Raw genomic sequence first — 16717 nt, forward strand, 5'->3', positions numbered from 1 at the left:
AATTCATATGCTCAAGAGCGTCGCGGCGTTGTCCGCCTCTTCCATTAAAACCCGCCTGTTGCTCATGACCGCCGGCATCGTGCTTCTGGTGGTCCTGGTGCTTTCCCTGGTCACCGCCTACCGGGCCGTGAGTCTCCTGGAAGGGGAATCTCGAAGGGAATTGCGGCATTCCCTGGCCCTGACCTCAGACATCTTCAAGGAATTCATCAACGTCCGTCAGGCCAACCTGTACGTCTGGCGGAGCAACCCGCTGGTGGAGTTCGTGGGCGCCGACCCGCGGCTCGGCTCGGTGTTCGTTCCCAGCCTGCGCGACTTTTTCGCCCAGATCAAAACCCAAGAGCCCTGGATCGAGAACATCCTGATCACCAAGAACAACGAGGCTCTGTACGAGGATACGCCCTACCTGCGCTGGCTGGACCAACCGGAGCGCGACCGCCTGATGCATTTTCTGGGCGAGGTCGGCGAACAAACCCCCTTGCTGCTGGCCCTGCCCCGCACCCCGAACATGATCAGCCAGCGGCACGTGCTGGTTTTCAGGCAGGCCATCCTCAACCAGGGCGCACCCTTGGACGACACGCACCTGGTGACAATGATCAACCTGGAAACGGCCGGACAGGCCCTGTTCGGTGCGACCAGGATCGGCAACCAGGGCTTTGTGAGCCTGGCCTACCAGCCGCATCAGCGCTCCTTTTTCACTCCGGAACAAGTCGTGGAAGAAGGTGAGCCGTCATCGGCACGGGCCGAACTCAATACATTGTCCCAGCAGTGGAACCAACCCGGGGACATTCCTTCCCGGACGTCCATGCTGCTCCTGGACCAGCTTCAGATGAACGACTTGCCCATCTGGCTGATCGGCGTGGCCGCGGTGGACGACATCAACAGCCCGGTCCGCGAACTCTTGCTGTACATGGTGGGCGTGGGCACCCTGACGCTGCTTTTGGGCATTGCCGCAGCTGCCTTTTTCTCCGGGCGCATCGCCGGGCCGATCCGGGAACTGACCGACAAGGTCCAGCGCTTCACCCTGGCCTGGAGGGAGAGCAAGGCCACGGAAGGTGAACCTTTGCTGCCCTCGGATGTACACATTGATTTCTCGCCGGAAGACCAAGGCCACCCTCCCTCATCCCGGGATGAACTGGCCGTGCTGACCAGGTCCTTCCACCTGATGGCTAGGGAAATCCACGAGCTATTTTCCAAGACCCAGCAATACGCCCAGGAATTGGAACAGCACAGTCTGCACCTGGAAAATCTCGTGGAAGAGCGAACCATGGAATTGGCCGATGCCAACGTCCATTTGCTGGAAGCCAAGGAAATCGCGGAAGCCGCCACCCAGGCCAAGAGTCTCTTTTTGGCCAATATGAGCCATGAAATCCGCACGCCCATGAACATCGTCATCGGCCTCAGCCACCTGGCGTTAAAGACCGACCTCACCGAACAGCAGCGGGACTATCTGACCAAAATTCGCGGCGCGTCCCAGAATCTTTTGGGCATCATCAACGACATCCTGGACTTCTCCAAGATCGAGGCCGGACGGCTGGACTTCGAGCAGATCCCCTTTGATCTGGACGCGGTGGTGAGCAACCTGTCCACCCTGTTCTCGGAAAAAGCCGGTGCCAAGGGTGTGGAGTTTTTGCTGGCCTACACCTCGGATATCCCGAACTATCTCATTGGTGATCCCCTGCGCCTGGGTCAGGTGTTGACCAACCTCACGGGCAATGCCCTGAAGTTCACCGAACACGGGGAAGTGAAAGTCGGCGTGAGCCTGGTGGAGGAGTCGGATGACTCCGTGACGCTGCGCTTTGCCGTCCGGGATACGGGCATCGGGATGACCGAGGAGCAGATCGGCAAGCTGTTCAGCGCCTTCAGCCAGGCCGACGCCTCCACCACGCGACGTTTCGGCGGCACCGGGCTGGGGCTGACCATTTCCCAACGCCTGGTGGAGAGGATGCACGGCCGGATCGAGGTTCACTCCACCCCGGACCGGGGCAGCGAGTTTTCCTTCATCGCCCGGTTCGGCAGGCAAAAGGAACGCCCGACCCATTGCCTGACCAAGGCGGATTTCGGCCATCGTCGGGTCCTGGTGGTGGACGACAGCCTCAGCGCCCGGGAAATCCTGCGCGATATGCTGATCAGCTTCAATCTGCACGTGGATACGGCGGCCTCGGCCGAGGAAGGCCTGCGCCTCGTTCAGCAGGCAAAAGCCCAGGGCCTTCCCTATGCTCTGGTGCTCATGGACTGGCAGATGCCGGGCATGGACGGCATTGAGGCCATCCGCCGAATTCGCTCTGAACCGCAAAGCGAGGCCTTGCCCCTGATGGTCATGGTCACCGGCTATGGCCGCGAGGAGGTCATGAGCCGGGTCAGCGACCGTGAACTGGACGGGCTGCTGCTCAAGCCGGTCAATCCTTCCATGCTCTTCGACGCTCTGACCAGCTTCTTCGCTAATCCGTCATGCGCCTCGACCGTCAGGAAGCAGGACCGCGTCGAATCCTCTCCGACCCCGCCGGATAAACTGCATGGCCACGTCCTGGTCGCCGAAGACAATCCCATCAATCAGCAAGTAGCCAGGGAACTGCTGGAAGGCTTCGGCCTGACAGTGCGCCTGGCCGACAATGGCCGGAAAGCCGTGGAACTGATCGCCGCGGAGCGCTTCGACCTGGTGCTGATGGACATTCAAATGCCGGAAATGGACGGGTATGAGGCGACGCGGCGCATTCGAGCTTTTGAGGTTGAACCTTCAACAACCGTGAACCGTGATCGGCGAACGCCGATCATCGCCATGACCGCCCACGCCATGACAGGCGATCGGGAGAAGTCCTTGAACGCCGGAATGGACGACCATGTGTCCAAGCCCATCGACCCGGACCTGTTGCTGCGCACCCTGGCTCAATGGCTGCCGCCGGGCGATGGAGAACGAAAAACGGATGAGCAACCCAGGGCGACCCCGCTAACCGCTCCAGCAAGCACGGCTCCTTCACCGACCACCCAGCCGTCCGTCCCGTCGTCCGCCCCGCTATCCACTCTGTTGCCCGACCAGTTGTCCGGCTTCGACCTTGCCCAGGGCCTGTCCAGGCTGCGCGGCAATGAGAAGCTGTATCTGAAATTGCTGTTGGATTTTCGGGGCAGTTACGCGGACGGTTTGGAAAAAATCGAACAGGGCGTCCAGGCCGGAGAACGCGAGCAGGCCGCCCGCACCGTACACGCCATCAAGGGCGTGGCCGGCAACTTGGCGGCCAACGCGGTCTTTGAAGCGGCCCAGGGCCTGGAACACTCGCTCAAGGTCGATCCGGACACCGATCCGGACGGCCAAGCCACGGCCCTTGCCGATTTTTCCACCGCGTTCCAGACCGTGATGACCAGTCTTGCCGCCCTGGTCCCACCGAATGCCTCGCCGGAAGCATCACCGGAAGCATCACCGGAAGCCTCGATTCCGGCCTCGGGAACCGTCCCTTCCCCCGTCGAAACGGCGCAAAAAAAGAGTGCGGCATCGCATCCGGACGTTGACGTGATTGCCCTCCACTCCCTGATCAATGATCTGCGAGAACTCCTGGAGGACGGCAATCCCAGGGCCGAGGAACTGGCCGAGGGGTTGCTAAACCGACTTGATGGACGATATTCGGACCTGACCGGTCAATTGCTGCAAGCAATTCATGACTTTCAATTCGAAAAAGCCGCGGAGACCATCGCGGAACTGGCAGGGCGGCTTGGACCGTCGGAGACAAAATGACTGAACGGAAATCCCGCATCCTGATCGTGGACGACGAGCGAACGAACATCCAGGTCCTCAACGCCATCCTCCAGGAAAATTATGAAATCAGCGTGGCCCTGAGCGGCGAACAGGCTCTGAAACGGGCCTTTGGCGATAAAAAGCCGGACCTGGTCCTGCTGGACATCCAGATGCCGGACCTGGACGGGTTCGAGGTCTGCCGAAGATTGCAGGAACATCCGGAAACCAGAGACATACCGGTGATCTTCATCACGGCCAAGTCCAATGAAAAAGACGAGGAGCAAGGTCTGGCCGTGGGCGCGGTGGACTATATCACCAAGCCTTTCGGCCCGTCCGTGGTTCTGGCCCGGATTCGGGTCCATCTGGAACTGAAGCGCAAGCGGGACATCCTCCGGAACCTCTCCAACAAGGACGGCCTGACCTGCATCGCCAACCGCCGCCGGTTCGAGGAATTCCTGGAATTCGAATGGCAGCGCGGCATCCGAAGCGGCGAGCCTTTGTCGCTGATCATGGCGGACATCGATCATTTCAAACTGTACAACGACCATTACGGCCATGCAGCGGGGGACGAGTGCCTGCGGGAAGTGGCCAGAAGCCTGAGTGGCGTCGTTTCACGACAAACCGATCTGGTAGCCCGGTACGGGGGGGAGGAATTCATCTGCCTGCTCACCGGCACGAACCAGGACGGAGCCAGGGAAGTGGCCCGGAAAATGCGCGAGGCTGTCGAGGCCCTGGGAATCCCCCATGCCTTCAGCCCCGTGGCGCCGACGATCACCCTGAGCCTTGGCGTGGCCACTCTGGTTCCCCAGCGGGACGGCAAGACGGCTCACGATCTCTTTCTGGCCGCGGACAAAGCCCTGTACAAGGCCAAAAGCACCGGCAGGAACAAAGTCGCCGCGCTGGACGGACTGGACGAGGCCCACGAGCCGTTCACCGCTCCGCGACCAGTCCGGGAACACCAACGCATCCTGATCGTCGACGACGAGCAGATCAACCTGAACGTGCTCAAGGCCATCTTCCAGGACACCTACCAGACCATCAGCGCCGCGTCCGGAAGCCAAGCCCTGGAACTAGCCCGGGCCGACCCCGCGCCGGACATTATTCTTTTGGACATCCAGATGCCGGACATGGACGGCTACGAGGTCTGCGAGACCCTGAAGGACGACCCACGTACCAGGGACATCCCGATCCTGTTCATCACCGTCATGTCCAAGGAAACGGACGAGGCCAAGGGCTTGCGACTGGGCGCGGTGGACTACATCCCCAAGCCCTTCGACCCGTCCGTGGTCCACGCCAGGGTGAACACCCACCTGACTTTGCGCCGTACCCTGACCGACCTGGCCCGGCGCAACTCAATCCTTGAAGACGCCCTGAACATGCGCGACAGCGTGGAACGCATCGTGCGCAACGACCTCAAACGCCCGCTGATGGACATTCTGAACAGATCGGATCGCCTGCTCGCGACCCGTGATCTTCCGGCTTCGTTGCGGGAAACCGTACGCGACATTGAACGATCCGGCTTCGAACTTCTGGAAATGATCGCCGCGTCCATCGACTTGTGGAAACTGGAACGGGGCGTCTATCAGCTCGACCCCCATCCGGTGAACCTGACCCGCATCGTTCAAACCGTGCTCAGAGCCTTGTCGCCCCTGGAAGCGATGGAGAACAAGGCCGTCCGGTTCATCACCGAAGACGCCCCGGCCTCGATTATGATCCGCGGCGAGGAGTTGCTCTGCTATTCCATGCTCCTGCACCTGATCAAAAACGCCCTGGAAGCCGACCCGCCGGACCGGCCGGTAACCGTTGCCCTGGAGCACCCTCCGCGACAAGACACGGACCAGGAAGGCCGATCCCGAATCCGGGTCCGCATCGCCAACAGCGGCGTCGTTCCCTTGGAAATCCGCACCCGGTTCATGGAAAAAGGCGCCACCTGGGGCAAGCCCGACGGCAAGGGCCTGGGCGCCTACTCCGCCCGCCTCATCGCCGAAACCCTCGGCGCGACCCTCCAGGTCCACATCGATGACGAAAACCAACGTACCGAAATCGTTCTGGAGTTTCCAGGGTAACAGGAAAAACGATACAACTGACTGAAGAAATTGTCGTATTCGTACGATGCCGAGGCGGATCGAGCGGGAAAAGAGGCACGTCCTAATCCGGAACGCGCAATGCTTCCCCTCCAGGGGATCGGGTAATCCGGTTCCTTGCGAACATCAGCGGCCAAAAACTTGCGAAGGCACTTGTTCAAAGGTGTAATTACCTTTGAAGAACTCCTCCGCGTACCACTGGATTTCTCCATCGTCGGTCAGAACCATGTCCAACAGCCGCACGGAGCCCAACAAGCGCCCGATATGCTCCAGCTTCTCCGTTAGTCGCCCGACATCGTATTTTCGCATTTCAGCCTTGAGCAGGTCGCCCTTGTGCTCGACCCGAAACCCCATCTTCTTGAGGATCAGGGCCATCAGTTCGGCTCGTCTCGTTCGCCGTCCCACGTCCGCTGCCCCGCCTTTGAACGAGAAGGTCACGTAGTTGGAGTTGACCTGCTCGGAGCAAAAGGAGTCGATGGTCGCGAAGTGGTAGCCGAGCCGGGCGTTGAAGTTGAGATATCTTTTGGAAATAATGGCGTAATTTGGCTCCCCAAGGCCGTCGTGCAAGTGCGGGTCGTTGAGTACGCCTTCCGCAACCACGGCCAAGAGTCCCTGCATGTTCACCCGGACCGGTCCGGACCAACGCACCTTTTCGTGGGTCACGCCCTTGAGCAGGGCCTGGAACGGTACCGAGACGATCTCCTCCACGGCGACCTCGTTTGCATCTTCCGCGGAGTTCCCCATCCGCTCGACTCCTCCGCCCAAGTCCAGAACAAAGGCGTTCAGCGGCGTATCGCGCAGCTTCTTTCCGATCCGCCCGTCCCCGGCTCGCCCCCTGAGCCAGTCTCCCAGGTGAAACATCTCCCGCATCGCCATTTCATGGGCAAAGCGAATCACGTCGTGCAGGGTGGCGCAGCCTTCCGGGGTGAACTCCGCGCTTCGCGGATCGAGCAGATTCAGCGGAACGACCTTGTTCAACACCCCGCGGACACGGATATGGACCGGGCTGTCCGCGATCAGGTTGGCCGGAGCCTTCTGCCGGATGACTGCGGGCACTTCACCCTTGTAAATAGTCCTGCGGGTGGCGTCCAAGGTAATGATGTCTCCGGCCTGGATGGTCCGTGTTCCGGTTTCAATCCCGACCAACGTCGGAACCTTGAATTCCCTGGCCACGGAAGCCATATGCCCGGTGACGCTGCCCACATCCGTCACGATCCCCTTGACCCTGCTCATGGCCGGGACAAGGGTCGGCGATGTCTGGCGGGCCACGAGGATAGAGCCTTCAGGAATGCCGGCCAGGCTTTGATCATCCTCCAGGATATACGCCGGACCGCTGGCCGCGCCGGGGGCGGCGGTCATGCCCGCGTGGATCAGAACGCGGTCGCGGGGCACGTGGACGTCCCTCCCCAGCTCTTCGAAGGACAAGTCCTCCGTGACCCTCTGCAAGGGGCGGGCTTGCAGGATGATAATCTTGCCGGCTTGATCCAGAGCCCATTCAATATCCAAAGGCGTGCCGAAATGCTCTTCTAGCTTCAACCCGTAGTCGGTCAGGACGCGGAGTTGTTCGGAGGTCAGACAGGGAGCGTTCCGCCGGGCCAGGGGCGTCTCACTTAGGCGCAGCCCCTGTTCCCTATCCATGACAAGCATGGTGTCTTTTCCGGCAATCTCCTGCTCCAGAACCTCCCTGGTCTCCCGGCAGATCCGCCAGTAGTCGGTTCTCGCCGACCCGTCCACGACGCTCACCCCAAGGCCCCAGTTGGCGTTGACGCAGATGTTGTCGGCCACATGATAGTTCGGGTCAATGGTGTACAGGCAACCGCTGGACACGGCATCCACCATGGCCACGCACAGAACGCTCATCAGGTCGTCGATGTCCCGATATCCCTTGCCGCGCCGGTAGAATACCGCCCTGGGGTTGAATATCCCGGCCACGACCTCTTTATAGGCCGCAAGCAGGTTGTCGACAGGGACGTTCAAGACACTGTCGTACTGTCCGGCAAAGGAAGAAGACGGGGAATCTTCGGCGCTGGCGCTGCTGCGAACGGCGAAACGCAGATCCTCACCGAGATCGCCGGCCAAAACCCGGGCCTCGTGAAGGATGGCCCTCGCGACGTCGTCGGGCAGCTGAGAGCCGAGAATCAGAACCTTGATCTCGGCGCAGACCGTTTCGAGACGTTCCATGTCCCGGACATCGAGTTGCCGTAGCTTACGCTTGACCTTTTCATAGATTCCCGCCTGCTTGAAAAAATGATGACACGAGAAGGCCGTGACCGCGAACCCTTTGGGCGCGGGCAAATACGCCCTGTTTGAAATATCGGCCAGGTTGGCCGCCTTGTTCCCCACCAACGCGCTTTTCTCGCGACTCAAGTTGGCCAGGGAGATGGTCCAGTTGCTCTTTTCCAGCTTTTGCCGTCCCCGCAGCTCCTTGAGAACGGACCGGCCGATCCTGTCGGCGACGCTCCTGAGGTTCGCGAACCGATTCCGGGACAACGCATCCAGGTCGGATGAAAGATCCCGAACAATGGCCACGAGACGCTCACACAAAACAACGACCTCATCGTAATCGAACGAGTCCGGATTGAGCATCATGTCTTCGATGTCGTTGATCACATGGAGTGAGGCGGTGTTCTTCTCCAATAGCTCCTTGAAAATATTGTACCGCTCCACGAAAACCTCCGTCTCGGCTTCTGGTTTGACGGCGGGCCTGATCCATTCTTTGACATAAGCGATCATTTTTCCTCTCCTTTCACGATCACGCGTCCATTGAAATCATTCTTTTTGCCAACACAAAAAATAAAATGGGCTCCGGTAAAAAACCGGAGCCCATTTTGGGTACAAAGTACAAAAAGAATGTGTCGCTGAAAATTTTCTTTATATCTACCCCTGCCATTTAGAAAAGGCAAGCTCTTGCATACAGCACTGCGAAAAATACCTTCTGGAATGCTTCAAGACATCTATTTAATGGCAATAAATCCGCTTGTCCGCATCTTTTATTCACTGTAGACATTTTCCCAACCTACCTCAGGGCGTCCTCTCCAGACATTCCGTGACACCTCGCCCCCCCGTGGCCTCCAACCACAGACACACGACGTCCAGGACGAGTTCGTCCCCGTGTTCGCCATTGGTCAAAACGGCGATGCCCCGTACCTGGGAGCCGTCCGGCTCATGGCCGGGCAGGAATGCCAGAAAGGAATGCCACGCCGGAAGATTGTCGCCGGGATGAAAAGCCAACAAGCCTTGGCCGTCCGGGAGATCCAACAATCCCAACCCCAGCCCCCAGCGGCTTCCGGCGAAGACCAGCCCGCTGTTTGCGCCGGGCTGAGGGGAAAGCATGTCCCGCAAGAGTGAACGTTCCAAACCCAGGCTGGCCCCCCTCCCTCCTTCCTCCGTTGCGCTCGCGGTCAACCCGGCGACGAAGCGCCCCAGGTCCCCGGCCGTGGCCCACAGCCCGGCCGCGGCCAGGGCCGCGAACCGACGCTCCGGCACGGCGGCGTTGTCCGCGGTATAGGACCGCGCCTTGCGGCCGTACAGCCGAGGATCGTCGCCAAAGCTGCTTGATTCCATGCCCAGCGGATTCAAAATCAGATCCCGGGCCACCTGGGAAAAAGGCCGTCCGGTAACCTCTTCGAGCAGCAATTCCATCAGTGTGTAGCCTCCACCGGAGTAGGCCCACTGCTCCCCGGGCGACAGGATCACGACCACGCCACGATCACCGGCGTCCGAAGCCGAGGTCAGGGAAGCTTCCAAGGTCTGAACCGGCTGGTCCGACAAAAAGCCCAAGTACCCCGGCACCGAAAGCCCGGCGGTATGGCTGAGAATCCGGCGCAACGTCACCTCGTCGGGGTCGAACTCCGATTCCGGGAGTCGCCAGCGGGTCACGTACCGGGAAACCGGTTCATCCAAATCCAACAGCCCGGCCTGAACCATCCGCAAGACCACCGCCGCGCTCACGGCCTTGGAAATAGAGGCCGCCTGAAAAACCGTATCCGGAAGGGCCGGAAGCCACGCTTCCATCTCCGCCCACCCATATCCCTCCTCCCAAACGACCATTCCGTCTTCCACCAGCGCCACGGACGCTCCATGCACCTGCCACTTGTCCATCAGGTGGAACATGGCCTTTTCCAAAGCATCAGGCTGCAGAAAAACAACCTGAGCCGTGCCCGGACCAGCAAGGCCGACGAGCCACAAGCAAAACAGGCTGGGCAGCAGAAAGCGTGAAATTTGAAAATGACGTAACATGGGACCTCCATCTCTCTGCATGCAAGAAGTCATGTAAAATCTTCATCTCCGCCTCTTGCAGTATTGTCGCCCTCTCGTCAATTTCTCCACTTGTCCGACACATCCTCACGTATCTGGAGAACGGATACGATTTCCGTGCCACCGGACTTGTCGCCCGGTGGCACGGAAACTTTCATTGCACTTCACACTTCAGCGTCGGCTCACTGTGGGTAATGCCGTGCGATTTCCGACTCCACCAGTTGCTGCAACTGCTTGAAGCCAAAAGTCGTCAAGGGTTTGCCGTTGACGAAAAAGCCCGGAGTCTTGGTGACGTTGAGCGCCCTGGCGTCGGCGATGTCCTGCTCCAGAATGCGCTGAATCCTTGCTTCGTTCATGTCGCTTCTGATCGTCTCCAGGTCCACGCCGGCCATGGCCACGAAGTCCCAGAGCAAGTGCGGTTGCGGGTTCTGGTGACTCGCCCAATGGCCCTGGCTTTTATACATGATGTCCAGGGTTTCCCAGTATTTGTCCTGATTGCCCGCGGCTTCGAGTATGCGCACGAAGTCTTCGGCCCCGTCATGGAACGGAGCGTACCGCAACACCAGCCTGATTTTGCCGGGATTGTCATCCATCAGTTTCTTCACAAAGGGCGAGAACGCGGCGCATGTCTCGCAGGCCGGGTCCATGAACTCCACCAGGGTGACCCGGGCATCCGGATTGCCCAGGGTGGGCGAGTGAGGTCGGACAAAGATTTCAGCATCTTCCCGTGCCAGAAAGTCCAGCTTCTGCGATTGCTGCGTCTGGTAGACATGGGTTGCAATGATAAAGAGCAGCCCCAGGGACAGTCCGGCCGCGACAACGAGATATTGTTTCCTCATTGAGAAATTCTCCTGTTGAAAATGTTGAGTAGCACCAGAATGATCGTGAAAGCCAACAATGAAAGCATGGGAATCGTCAGAAAACCGAGAATGTCGAAATGGATGTCCGTGCAGGAGACTCCCTGACTGCATGGTTTGATGTTCTCCGGGACTATCCCGTAAATAAGCAAATTCTGGTACAAGGCCACAAGCCAGCCCGCGCCGGCCAGAGGCAGGGCGTAACGCACCACGCTTTTGTCGCAAAAAAAGAGACCCGTGGTGAATATAAACGCCAAGGGAAAGAGAAAAATGCGCTGGTACCAGCAGAGAACACAGGGGGGCAGCTGCATCACGGCACTGAAAAAAATGCTCGTCAGTGCGGACGCAATGGTCAGCAGCCAAGCCAGAAAGAGAATATTCCAGCCTGGCTTCGAAACGCTATCCGTAGAAGGCATGCGGATTGATCTCCCATGAATGTAATGGAGCGGCACAATCGCCAAGGGCCTGGGCGACCCGCGGGAACAGCCGACAAAAAGCCGTTTAAGCCGTCAGTTCGGCTAGGAGGGCAAGCAAGATCAGGAAAATTCAGGCGGAAAGTCGATACGATGGACCAAGTCCGAGGGAGGGCGCGCAAAAGGTGGGAGAGCGAAGGTAATGGTCAACGGAAGGCCGGAGGTGGCCTCGGGAAGGAGGGACGTGAGCAGCTTCAGGCAGAAGAGACAGAGACACCCCTGCTCCGTGCAAGGGGCTGGGTTCGCGGGTTCACCAGAGCTGTCATCCGGGCTGTCATCATGGCTGAACGGCATGCAGCAGGAATCCGCTCCACCGGAGTGAAACAACGCCGAAACAACAGCCCCCATCCCGGTTGCGGCAAAAGAGGTCGTCAACAAAACGGCCAAAAGAAGTCCTCTTGCAAGCAGCGCATGCATTTTTAATAGATACCGCGCCGATGTCCGCATGTCAAAAAACATAGATTTTGAACTTTTATTTGACAATCCCTCTACACGAACATAGCATTTTCCTCTGTCAATAGGCCAACGAAAGAATATGACATTCGTCGTTCTGTTCGAAATGTTGTTTACCGTAAGCGGATTCGATTGTATTGCCATGGACATTGGTCCCCAGGCTCTTCCGATTCCTCTTGTTACTCCCTCCCTCGATCACTCCAAACACATCCGGTTCACGGGGCGGGTACGGCATCATGGATGTTCAACCACGACAAGGAGAAGCGATGATGAAAGCACTGAGTCTCATGACGTTCTGGATGCCCCTTACGGTCTTGAGCATGCTGTTCATGGCCGGTTCGCACGGCCCGGCGGATGCGGCGGAGCATGAACATCAACATCAAGTGGGCAGTGAGTTGGAATTTCTCGTGGAAATGATCCCTCACCATCAGGAAGCCGTGGACAGCGCCAAGCAGATCCTGGCCGTGACCGAACGCCAGGAACTGCGCGACTTTGCCAAGGAGGTGATGGACGATCAGACCGGGGAAATCGCGAAGATGCGCCAGTGGATCGAGCAGTGGTATCCCGACGCGTCCACACAGGCGGCCTATCAGCCCATGATGCGGGACATCGAAGGCCTGCCCGCGGAGGAAGCGGACACCGTCTTCCTGGAGGACATGATTGAACATCACCTCGGCGCCGTGCATATGGCCCGGGATGTTCTGGACAAAAATCTGGCCGTGCACCCCGAAGTGCGGACTCTGGCCGAAGAAATCGTCGCCGCCCAAAATCGAGAGATCGACCAGATGCGCGAATGGCTGGAGCAATGGGGCGGCGCTCCGACGGACCACCACGGTCATTGATCATCTGACGCAGAGAAGCACCCCGGTTCCAGGGCACGTTCCTTCAGTCCAACCTGCACTCGCCCCTGGAACCGGGGCCGCATGTCCGCCCGTCGATCCACACGGCGCCGATCAGGTTGGCTCCGTTCCATTCCACGCCGTCGATCTCGGCCCCTCTCAGATCGGCTCGGCTCAGGTCCGCCAGGAACAGGTTCGCGCGAACCAAGCGCGCGTTCTTCAGGTCCGCCCTGTGCAAGTTGGCCTTGAACAGGACGGCTTCGGTCAGGTCGGCTCCGGCAAGAACGGCCCTGTACAGATTGGCCCCGGTCGCGTCCGCGGTGGTCAGGTTGGCGACCTTGAGATCGACCCGGATCAGGTTGGTCATAAGGAGGTCGGCCCCGTGCAGATCGGCTTCGCGCAGATCCGCTTCGAGCAGATTGGCTTCCGCCAGATTCGCGAACCGCAAATCCGCGCCCCACAGATCAGCCTTGGTCAGATCGGCTTTGCTCAAATCCGCCCGGCTGAGGTCGCATCCCGGACAGGACCGAGTGTCCAACAGTCGCTCCAGGCCCGCCTGGTCAAATGTAAAACCAGGGAGTGCCCCCAGCCAAAACAGTACGGCCGTCATCGCCAAGGCGACAACGGCCGTGTTCGCGGCGTTATTGTTCACAAAACCGCCCTACCGGTTGGCCAAATATTCCACCACGGCGTCCCGCTCCTCGGCGTTGAGCAATCCGGCTCGCTTGCCGATCATCCGGTCCACCGTGGTTTCCCAGCCAGCCTGGTCTTTGGTGGCCCGCTCAACCCGCCCCAACCCGTGGCACTGGGAACACCGCTCCTGATAGAGTTTCTCCCCGTCCAGGGCTACAGCGGAAACGGCCGCCGTGCCGGCGAACAACAAAAACCCGCTCAGAGCCAGGCTGGTTATGATGGTATTCTTCTTCATGATGCTCCCTCCTTGGTTTGACGGACACCCTCGTCATTCCGGGTCCGTCCGTTATGGAACCAACTTTCTGACAAGGTGACAGCAGTCCCCAAAAAGATCAATCCCCGGTCGACAGCCTTCCCTGGGCAGATGTGATCTCTCGATTTTCACGCACTATCGGATCGGTATCGAAATCGAAATCGAAATCGTGATCGAAATCGAACGTCATATCAAGAAGATGGCGTCATCACGGCGTGAAGCACGTATTTTCCGATTTCGATTTCGATGCCCTTGAACCAAGCAAGGGTAACTTGACGGCCTTCGGAAAGCTTGGGAAGGAAAGCGACCACCGGCGGGAACGGACGAAGTACCTTTCCCGCCACCCATATGACGAACGTGAGACGACCATGACCATCTGTGACCAATGCGACACCTCCTGCCGTGCCGACGCCCACAAGGGGCCCAGCCCCCATTATGTGTTCATCGGCACGATGAAAGTCGGCAAGAGCACCTTGTACGACCGGTTGACCGCTTCCGACTGCGCTGAAATCGCGATCCCCGGCATCGCGGTCTCCATTCCTCGGGGACGGCTCAAGGGGCGAGACGGAACGGCCCTGGACACGCCGGGCATCCATTCTCTGTTCTCCACCAACGAGGATGAACGGGCCTCCCGGGACATTCTGCTGTCCCCGGAAATCCCGGGCGAAGACCTGCGTCTCGTCCTGGTGGCGGACGCCAAAAACCTGAAGCGGACCATCGCCATCGCCCTGCAGTTCGCGGAATACGGGCTGCCCATGCTTCTGGTCGTGAACATGGTCGACGAGGCCGCATCCCGAGGCATTGAGATCGACTACGCCAAGCTTTCAGAAAAGCTGGGCATGCGCGTAATGACCACCATTGCCCGGGAAGGAATCGGGGTGCGGGAGCTCGGCCGGGCTTTGGACGACGTCCGGCCGATGAAGCCTCTTGTGACGTACTCCCAGCGGGTCGAACAGTTTCTTTCGGTGGTGCAGAAATTGATGCCTTCAAGCCCGTTTTCTTCCAGGGCCTTGGGCATCCTGCTGCTCACCGAGGACACGGCCGTGGAACGATACATCCTGGATAAATACGGGGCCGGAATGCTCGACCAGCTTCACCGACTCGCCGAGGAAGCCCGTCGGGAAAGGCCCCTTGCCGTGGATATCGAGTTGAGCAACCTCTACCAGGCCGAGGCCGCCAGGATCGCCGAACAGGTTCAAAAGGTCGAACCGCCAACCAAAAGTTCGCTGATCCTCTCCTTCGGCGACTGGTGCACCCAACTTTCCACCGGCATTCCCATTGCCCTGGGTATTCTCGTGCTCCTGTACTATTTCATCGGGGCCTTTGGGGCCACCTTCCTGGTGGATACGATCCACGACCAACTCTTCGAGGCCCACCTGATTCCGCTGCTCGCGGCCCTGGTGGACTTCATTCCCAGCGCCTTGATCCGGGAGATGCTCATGGACCCGGATTTCGGCGTGTTTCCCACCGGGGTCTTTCTGGCCCTGGGGCTGGTCATGCCGGTGATCTTCTGCTTCTACATCGCCTTCGGTTTTCTGCAGGACTCCGGATACCTGGTCCGGATTTCCATTCTTCTGGACCGGGTCTTCCGCCTGATCGGCCTGAACGGCAAGGGCGTGATCCCTCTGGTCATGGGCTTTTCCTGCGTGACCATGTCCATCCTGACCACACGGGTACTCAGTACGGACAAGGAAAAAAACATCGCCTCGTTCCTGGTCTTTCTGTGCCTGCCGTGCGCCCCGCTGCTGGCGGTGATGATGATCATTCTGGCCAAGATGCCCGTCTCCGCCTCCATCACGGTTTATGGATTGATTTTTTCGCAACTGCTCCTGGCCGGCTGGCTGGCGAACAAGGTCATTCCGGGCAAGCGCTCTCACCTGATCCTGGAAATCCCGACCATGCGCCTGCCCAAGCCCTGGCCGGTGATCAAAATGGCCTCTCAGAAGACCTTTTTTTTCATCAAGGAGGCTTTGCCGATCTTTGTCCTGGCCTCGATGTTCATCTTCCTCTTCCAGCGCGTGGGCGGGCTGAACGCCCTGGAAGCCGCCCTGGGGCCGGTGATCAACACGGTCATGGGCCTTCCGGAACAGAGCATCCAGGTGTTCATCAAGACCATGATCCGCCGGGAAAGCGGCGTGGCCGAACTGGAGCACCTCAGCCCCCTGTTCACCAACCTGCAAATCGTGGTCAACCTGGTGCTGATGACCTTTCTGGCCCCATGCATCAACGCGACCATCGTCCTGTTCAAGGAACGCGGCGCCCGGGCCGGGGCCTTGATCTTGGGCACGGTAACGGTCTACGCCATCGTCCTGGCCGGCCTGCTGAACCACGTGTGTCGCTTGGCCGGGATCACCTTCACATAGCGTCTTCGACACAAGGATCATCAACCATGGAACACAAACACGAGGAAATTCTGGAGGCCGTGCTCTGCGCCAGCGAATGCGGAAAGTACGCTCTGGAGGACGTCAGAAAGTACTGTTGCGTGGATTTTTCGGATGAGGATGTTTCTGAACTGGAACGCCAAGGTCTGCTCGTCCGCGGCGAGGGCAAGATCCTGTTTTCCCGGGAGGGCAAGGCCCATGCCGAAAAGATCATGCGTCGGCACCGCCTGGCCGAGGTGTTGCTCAAGAGCATTCTGAAACTCAAAAACTCGGAAATGGAAAAGATCGCCTGCGAGGTGGAGCACGCCCTGCTGCCCGAAGTGGAGGAATCCATCTGCACCTTGCTGGGCCATCCGGAAATCTGTCCGGACGGCAAGCCCATCCCCAAAGGCCCGTGCTGTCACGCCGGACAGCGGACCATCAGCAACACGGTGGTCGGCCTGGACGAACTGCAACCCGGCGAGAAAGGCACCATCACCTACATCAAGCCCGGCAGCCACTCCAACCTGCAACAGCTCATCTCGCTGGGCCTGAATCCGGGAACAGTGGTCACGGTCCACCGCAAGACCCCGGCCTTCTGCATCAAATACGAGCAGACCGAACTGGCCTTGGACGACGAAATCGCCAAGAATATTTTTGTCTGGAAAGTGCTGGGAGAAGAAGGCCGGGCTACTGAGGCGCGGGCCTGAATACCGAAAAACTT

The 16717-nt window shown here is 59.2% G+C and carries 11 protein-coding genes; 5 read left to right on the top strand and 6 right to left on the bottom strand.

Annotated features, from left to right (window positions below; all coding sequences use genetic code 11):
- Positions 1 to 7: 7 nt before the first annotated feature.
- Positions 8 to 3724 (top strand): response regulator, encoded by a 3717-nt coding sequence (locus DESLA_RS18860; protein ID WP_051434405.1) that lies wholly within the window; start codon positions 8 to 10, stop codon positions 3722 to 3724.
- Entirely contained in the window at positions 3721 to 5790 is a 2070-nt protein-coding gene (locus DESLA_RS23580) for a response regulator (protein WP_169732593.1), read from the top strand. The genes DESLA_RS18860 and DESLA_RS23580 overlap by 4 nt, the downstream gene beginning before the upstream one ends.
- A 144-nt stretch (positions 5791 to 5934) precedes the next feature.
- Here the strand turns inward: DESLA_RS23580 and DESLA_RS0105295 are convergent, their stop codons facing one another.
- The 4 genes from DESLA_RS0105295 to DESLA_RS0105315 form a co-directional block, all read right to left on the bottom strand.
- On the bottom strand, positions 5935 to 8541 hold the full coding sequence (locus DESLA_RS0105295; RefSeq protein ID WP_051434406.1) for a PEP/pyruvate-binding domain-containing protein: 2607 nt from the start codon (positions 8539 to 8541) through the stop codon (positions 5935 to 5937).
- Between the two features lie 288 nt (positions 8542 to 8829).
- The gene (locus tag DESLA_RS0105305; RefSeq protein ID WP_028571658.1) at positions 8830 to 10047 is read right to left on the bottom strand and encodes a serine hydrolase domain-containing protein; all 1218 of its coding nucleotides are present in this window, start codon (positions 10045 to 10047) and stop codon (positions 8830 to 8832) included.
- A gap of 200 nt (positions 10048 to 10247) precedes the next feature.
- Entirely contained in the window at positions 10248 to 10904 is a 657-nt protein-coding gene (locus DESLA_RS0105310) for a DsbA family protein (protein ID WP_028571659.1), read from the bottom strand.
- Positions 10901 to 11338, bottom strand: a complete 438-nt coding sequence (locus DESLA_RS0105315) for a disulfide bond formation protein B (RefSeq protein ID WP_028571660.1) — start codon at positions 11336 to 11338, stop codon at positions 10901 to 10903. Before DESLA_RS0105315 ends, DESLA_RS0105310 begins: the two co-directional genes overlap by 4 nt.
- Before the next feature lie 776 nt (positions 11339 to 12114).
- On the opposite strand from DESLA_RS0105315, the gene DESLA_RS18870 reads away from it, so the two are divergent.
- On the top strand, positions 12115 to 12690 hold the full coding sequence (locus tag DESLA_RS18870) for a DUF305 domain-containing protein (RefSeq protein WP_051434407.1): 576 nt from the start codon (positions 12115 to 12117) through the stop codon (positions 12688 to 12690).
- A 43-nt stretch (positions 12691 to 12733) separates the two neighbouring features.
- Here DESLA_RS18870 and DESLA_RS18875 read toward each other — a convergent pair whose 3' ends face one another.
- Together DESLA_RS18875 and DESLA_RS0105335 are read right to left on the bottom strand one after the other, a co-directional pair.
- Positions 12734 to 13339, bottom strand: a complete 606-nt coding sequence (locus DESLA_RS18875) for a pentapeptide repeat-containing protein (protein ID WP_051434408.1) — start codon at positions 13337 to 13339, stop codon at positions 12734 to 12736.
- A 9-nt stretch (positions 13340 to 13348) separates the two neighbouring features.
- Positions 13349 to 13615, bottom strand: coding sequence for a c-type cytochrome (locus DESLA_RS0105335; RefSeq protein ID WP_028571662.1), 267 nt, complete (start codon positions 13613 to 13615; stop codon positions 13349 to 13351).
- Between the two features lie 386 nt (positions 13616 to 14001).
- Between DESLA_RS0105335 and DESLA_RS0105340 the strand changes: the two genes are divergently transcribed.
- Positions 14002 to 15996, top strand: a complete 1995-nt coding sequence (locus tag DESLA_RS0105340) for a ferrous iron transporter B (RefSeq protein WP_156932872.1) — start codon at positions 14002 to 14004, stop codon at positions 15994 to 15996.
- Between the two features lie 26 nt (positions 15997 to 16022).
- A complete protein-coding gene (locus DESLA_RS18880) occupies positions 16023 to 16703 on the top strand; it encodes a metal-dependent transcriptional regulator (protein ID WP_051434409.1) in 681 nt (226 codons plus the stop codon).
- Positions 16704 to 16717: the final 14 nt, after the last annotated feature.

This window comes from Desulfonatronum lacustre DSM 10312 (genome assembly GCF_000519265.1).
In the GTDB taxonomy this organism is placed as follows: Bacteria; Desulfobacterota; Desulfovibrionia; order Desulfovibrionales; family Desulfonatronaceae; genus Desulfonatronum; species Desulfonatronum lacustre.

Coding starts and splice junctions, on each gene's coding strand:
- DESLA_RS18860 (WP_051434405.1), top strand. CDS start 8: ATGCTCAAGAGCGTCGCGGCGTTGTCCGCCTCTTCCATTAAAACCCGC.
- DESLA_RS23580 (WP_169732593.1), top strand. CDS start 3,721: ATGACTGAACGGAAATCCCGCATCCTGATCGTGGACGACGAGCGAACG.
- DESLA_RS0105295 (WP_051434406.1), bottom strand. CDS start 8,541: ATGATCGCTTATGTCAAAGAATGGATCAGGCCCGCCGTCAAACCAGAA.
- DESLA_RS0105305 (WP_028571658.1), bottom strand. CDS start 10,047: ATGTTACGTCATTTTCAAATTTCACGCTTTCTGCTGCCCAGCCTGTTT.
- DESLA_RS0105310 (WP_028571659.1), bottom strand. CDS start 10,904: ATGAGGAAACAATATCTCGTTGTCGCGGCCGGACTGTCCCTGGGGCTG.
- DESLA_RS0105315 (WP_028571660.1), bottom strand. CDS start 11,338: ATGCCTTCTACGGATAGCGTTTCGAAGCCAGGCTGGAATATTCTCTTT.
- DESLA_RS18870 (WP_051434407.1), top strand. CDS start 12,115: ATGATGAAAGCACTGAGTCTCATGACGTTCTGGATGCCCCTTACGGTC.
- DESLA_RS0105335 (WP_028571662.1), bottom strand. CDS start 13,615: ATGAAGAAGAATACCATCATAACCAGCCTGGCTCTGAGCGGGTTTTTG.
- DESLA_RS0105340 (WP_156932872.1), top strand. CDS start 14,002: ATGACCATCTGTGACCAATGCGACACCTCCTGCCGTGCCGACGCCCAC.
- DESLA_RS18880 (WP_051434409.1), top strand. CDS start 16,023: ATGGAACACAAACACGAGGAAATTCTGGAGGCCGTGCTCTGCGCCAGC.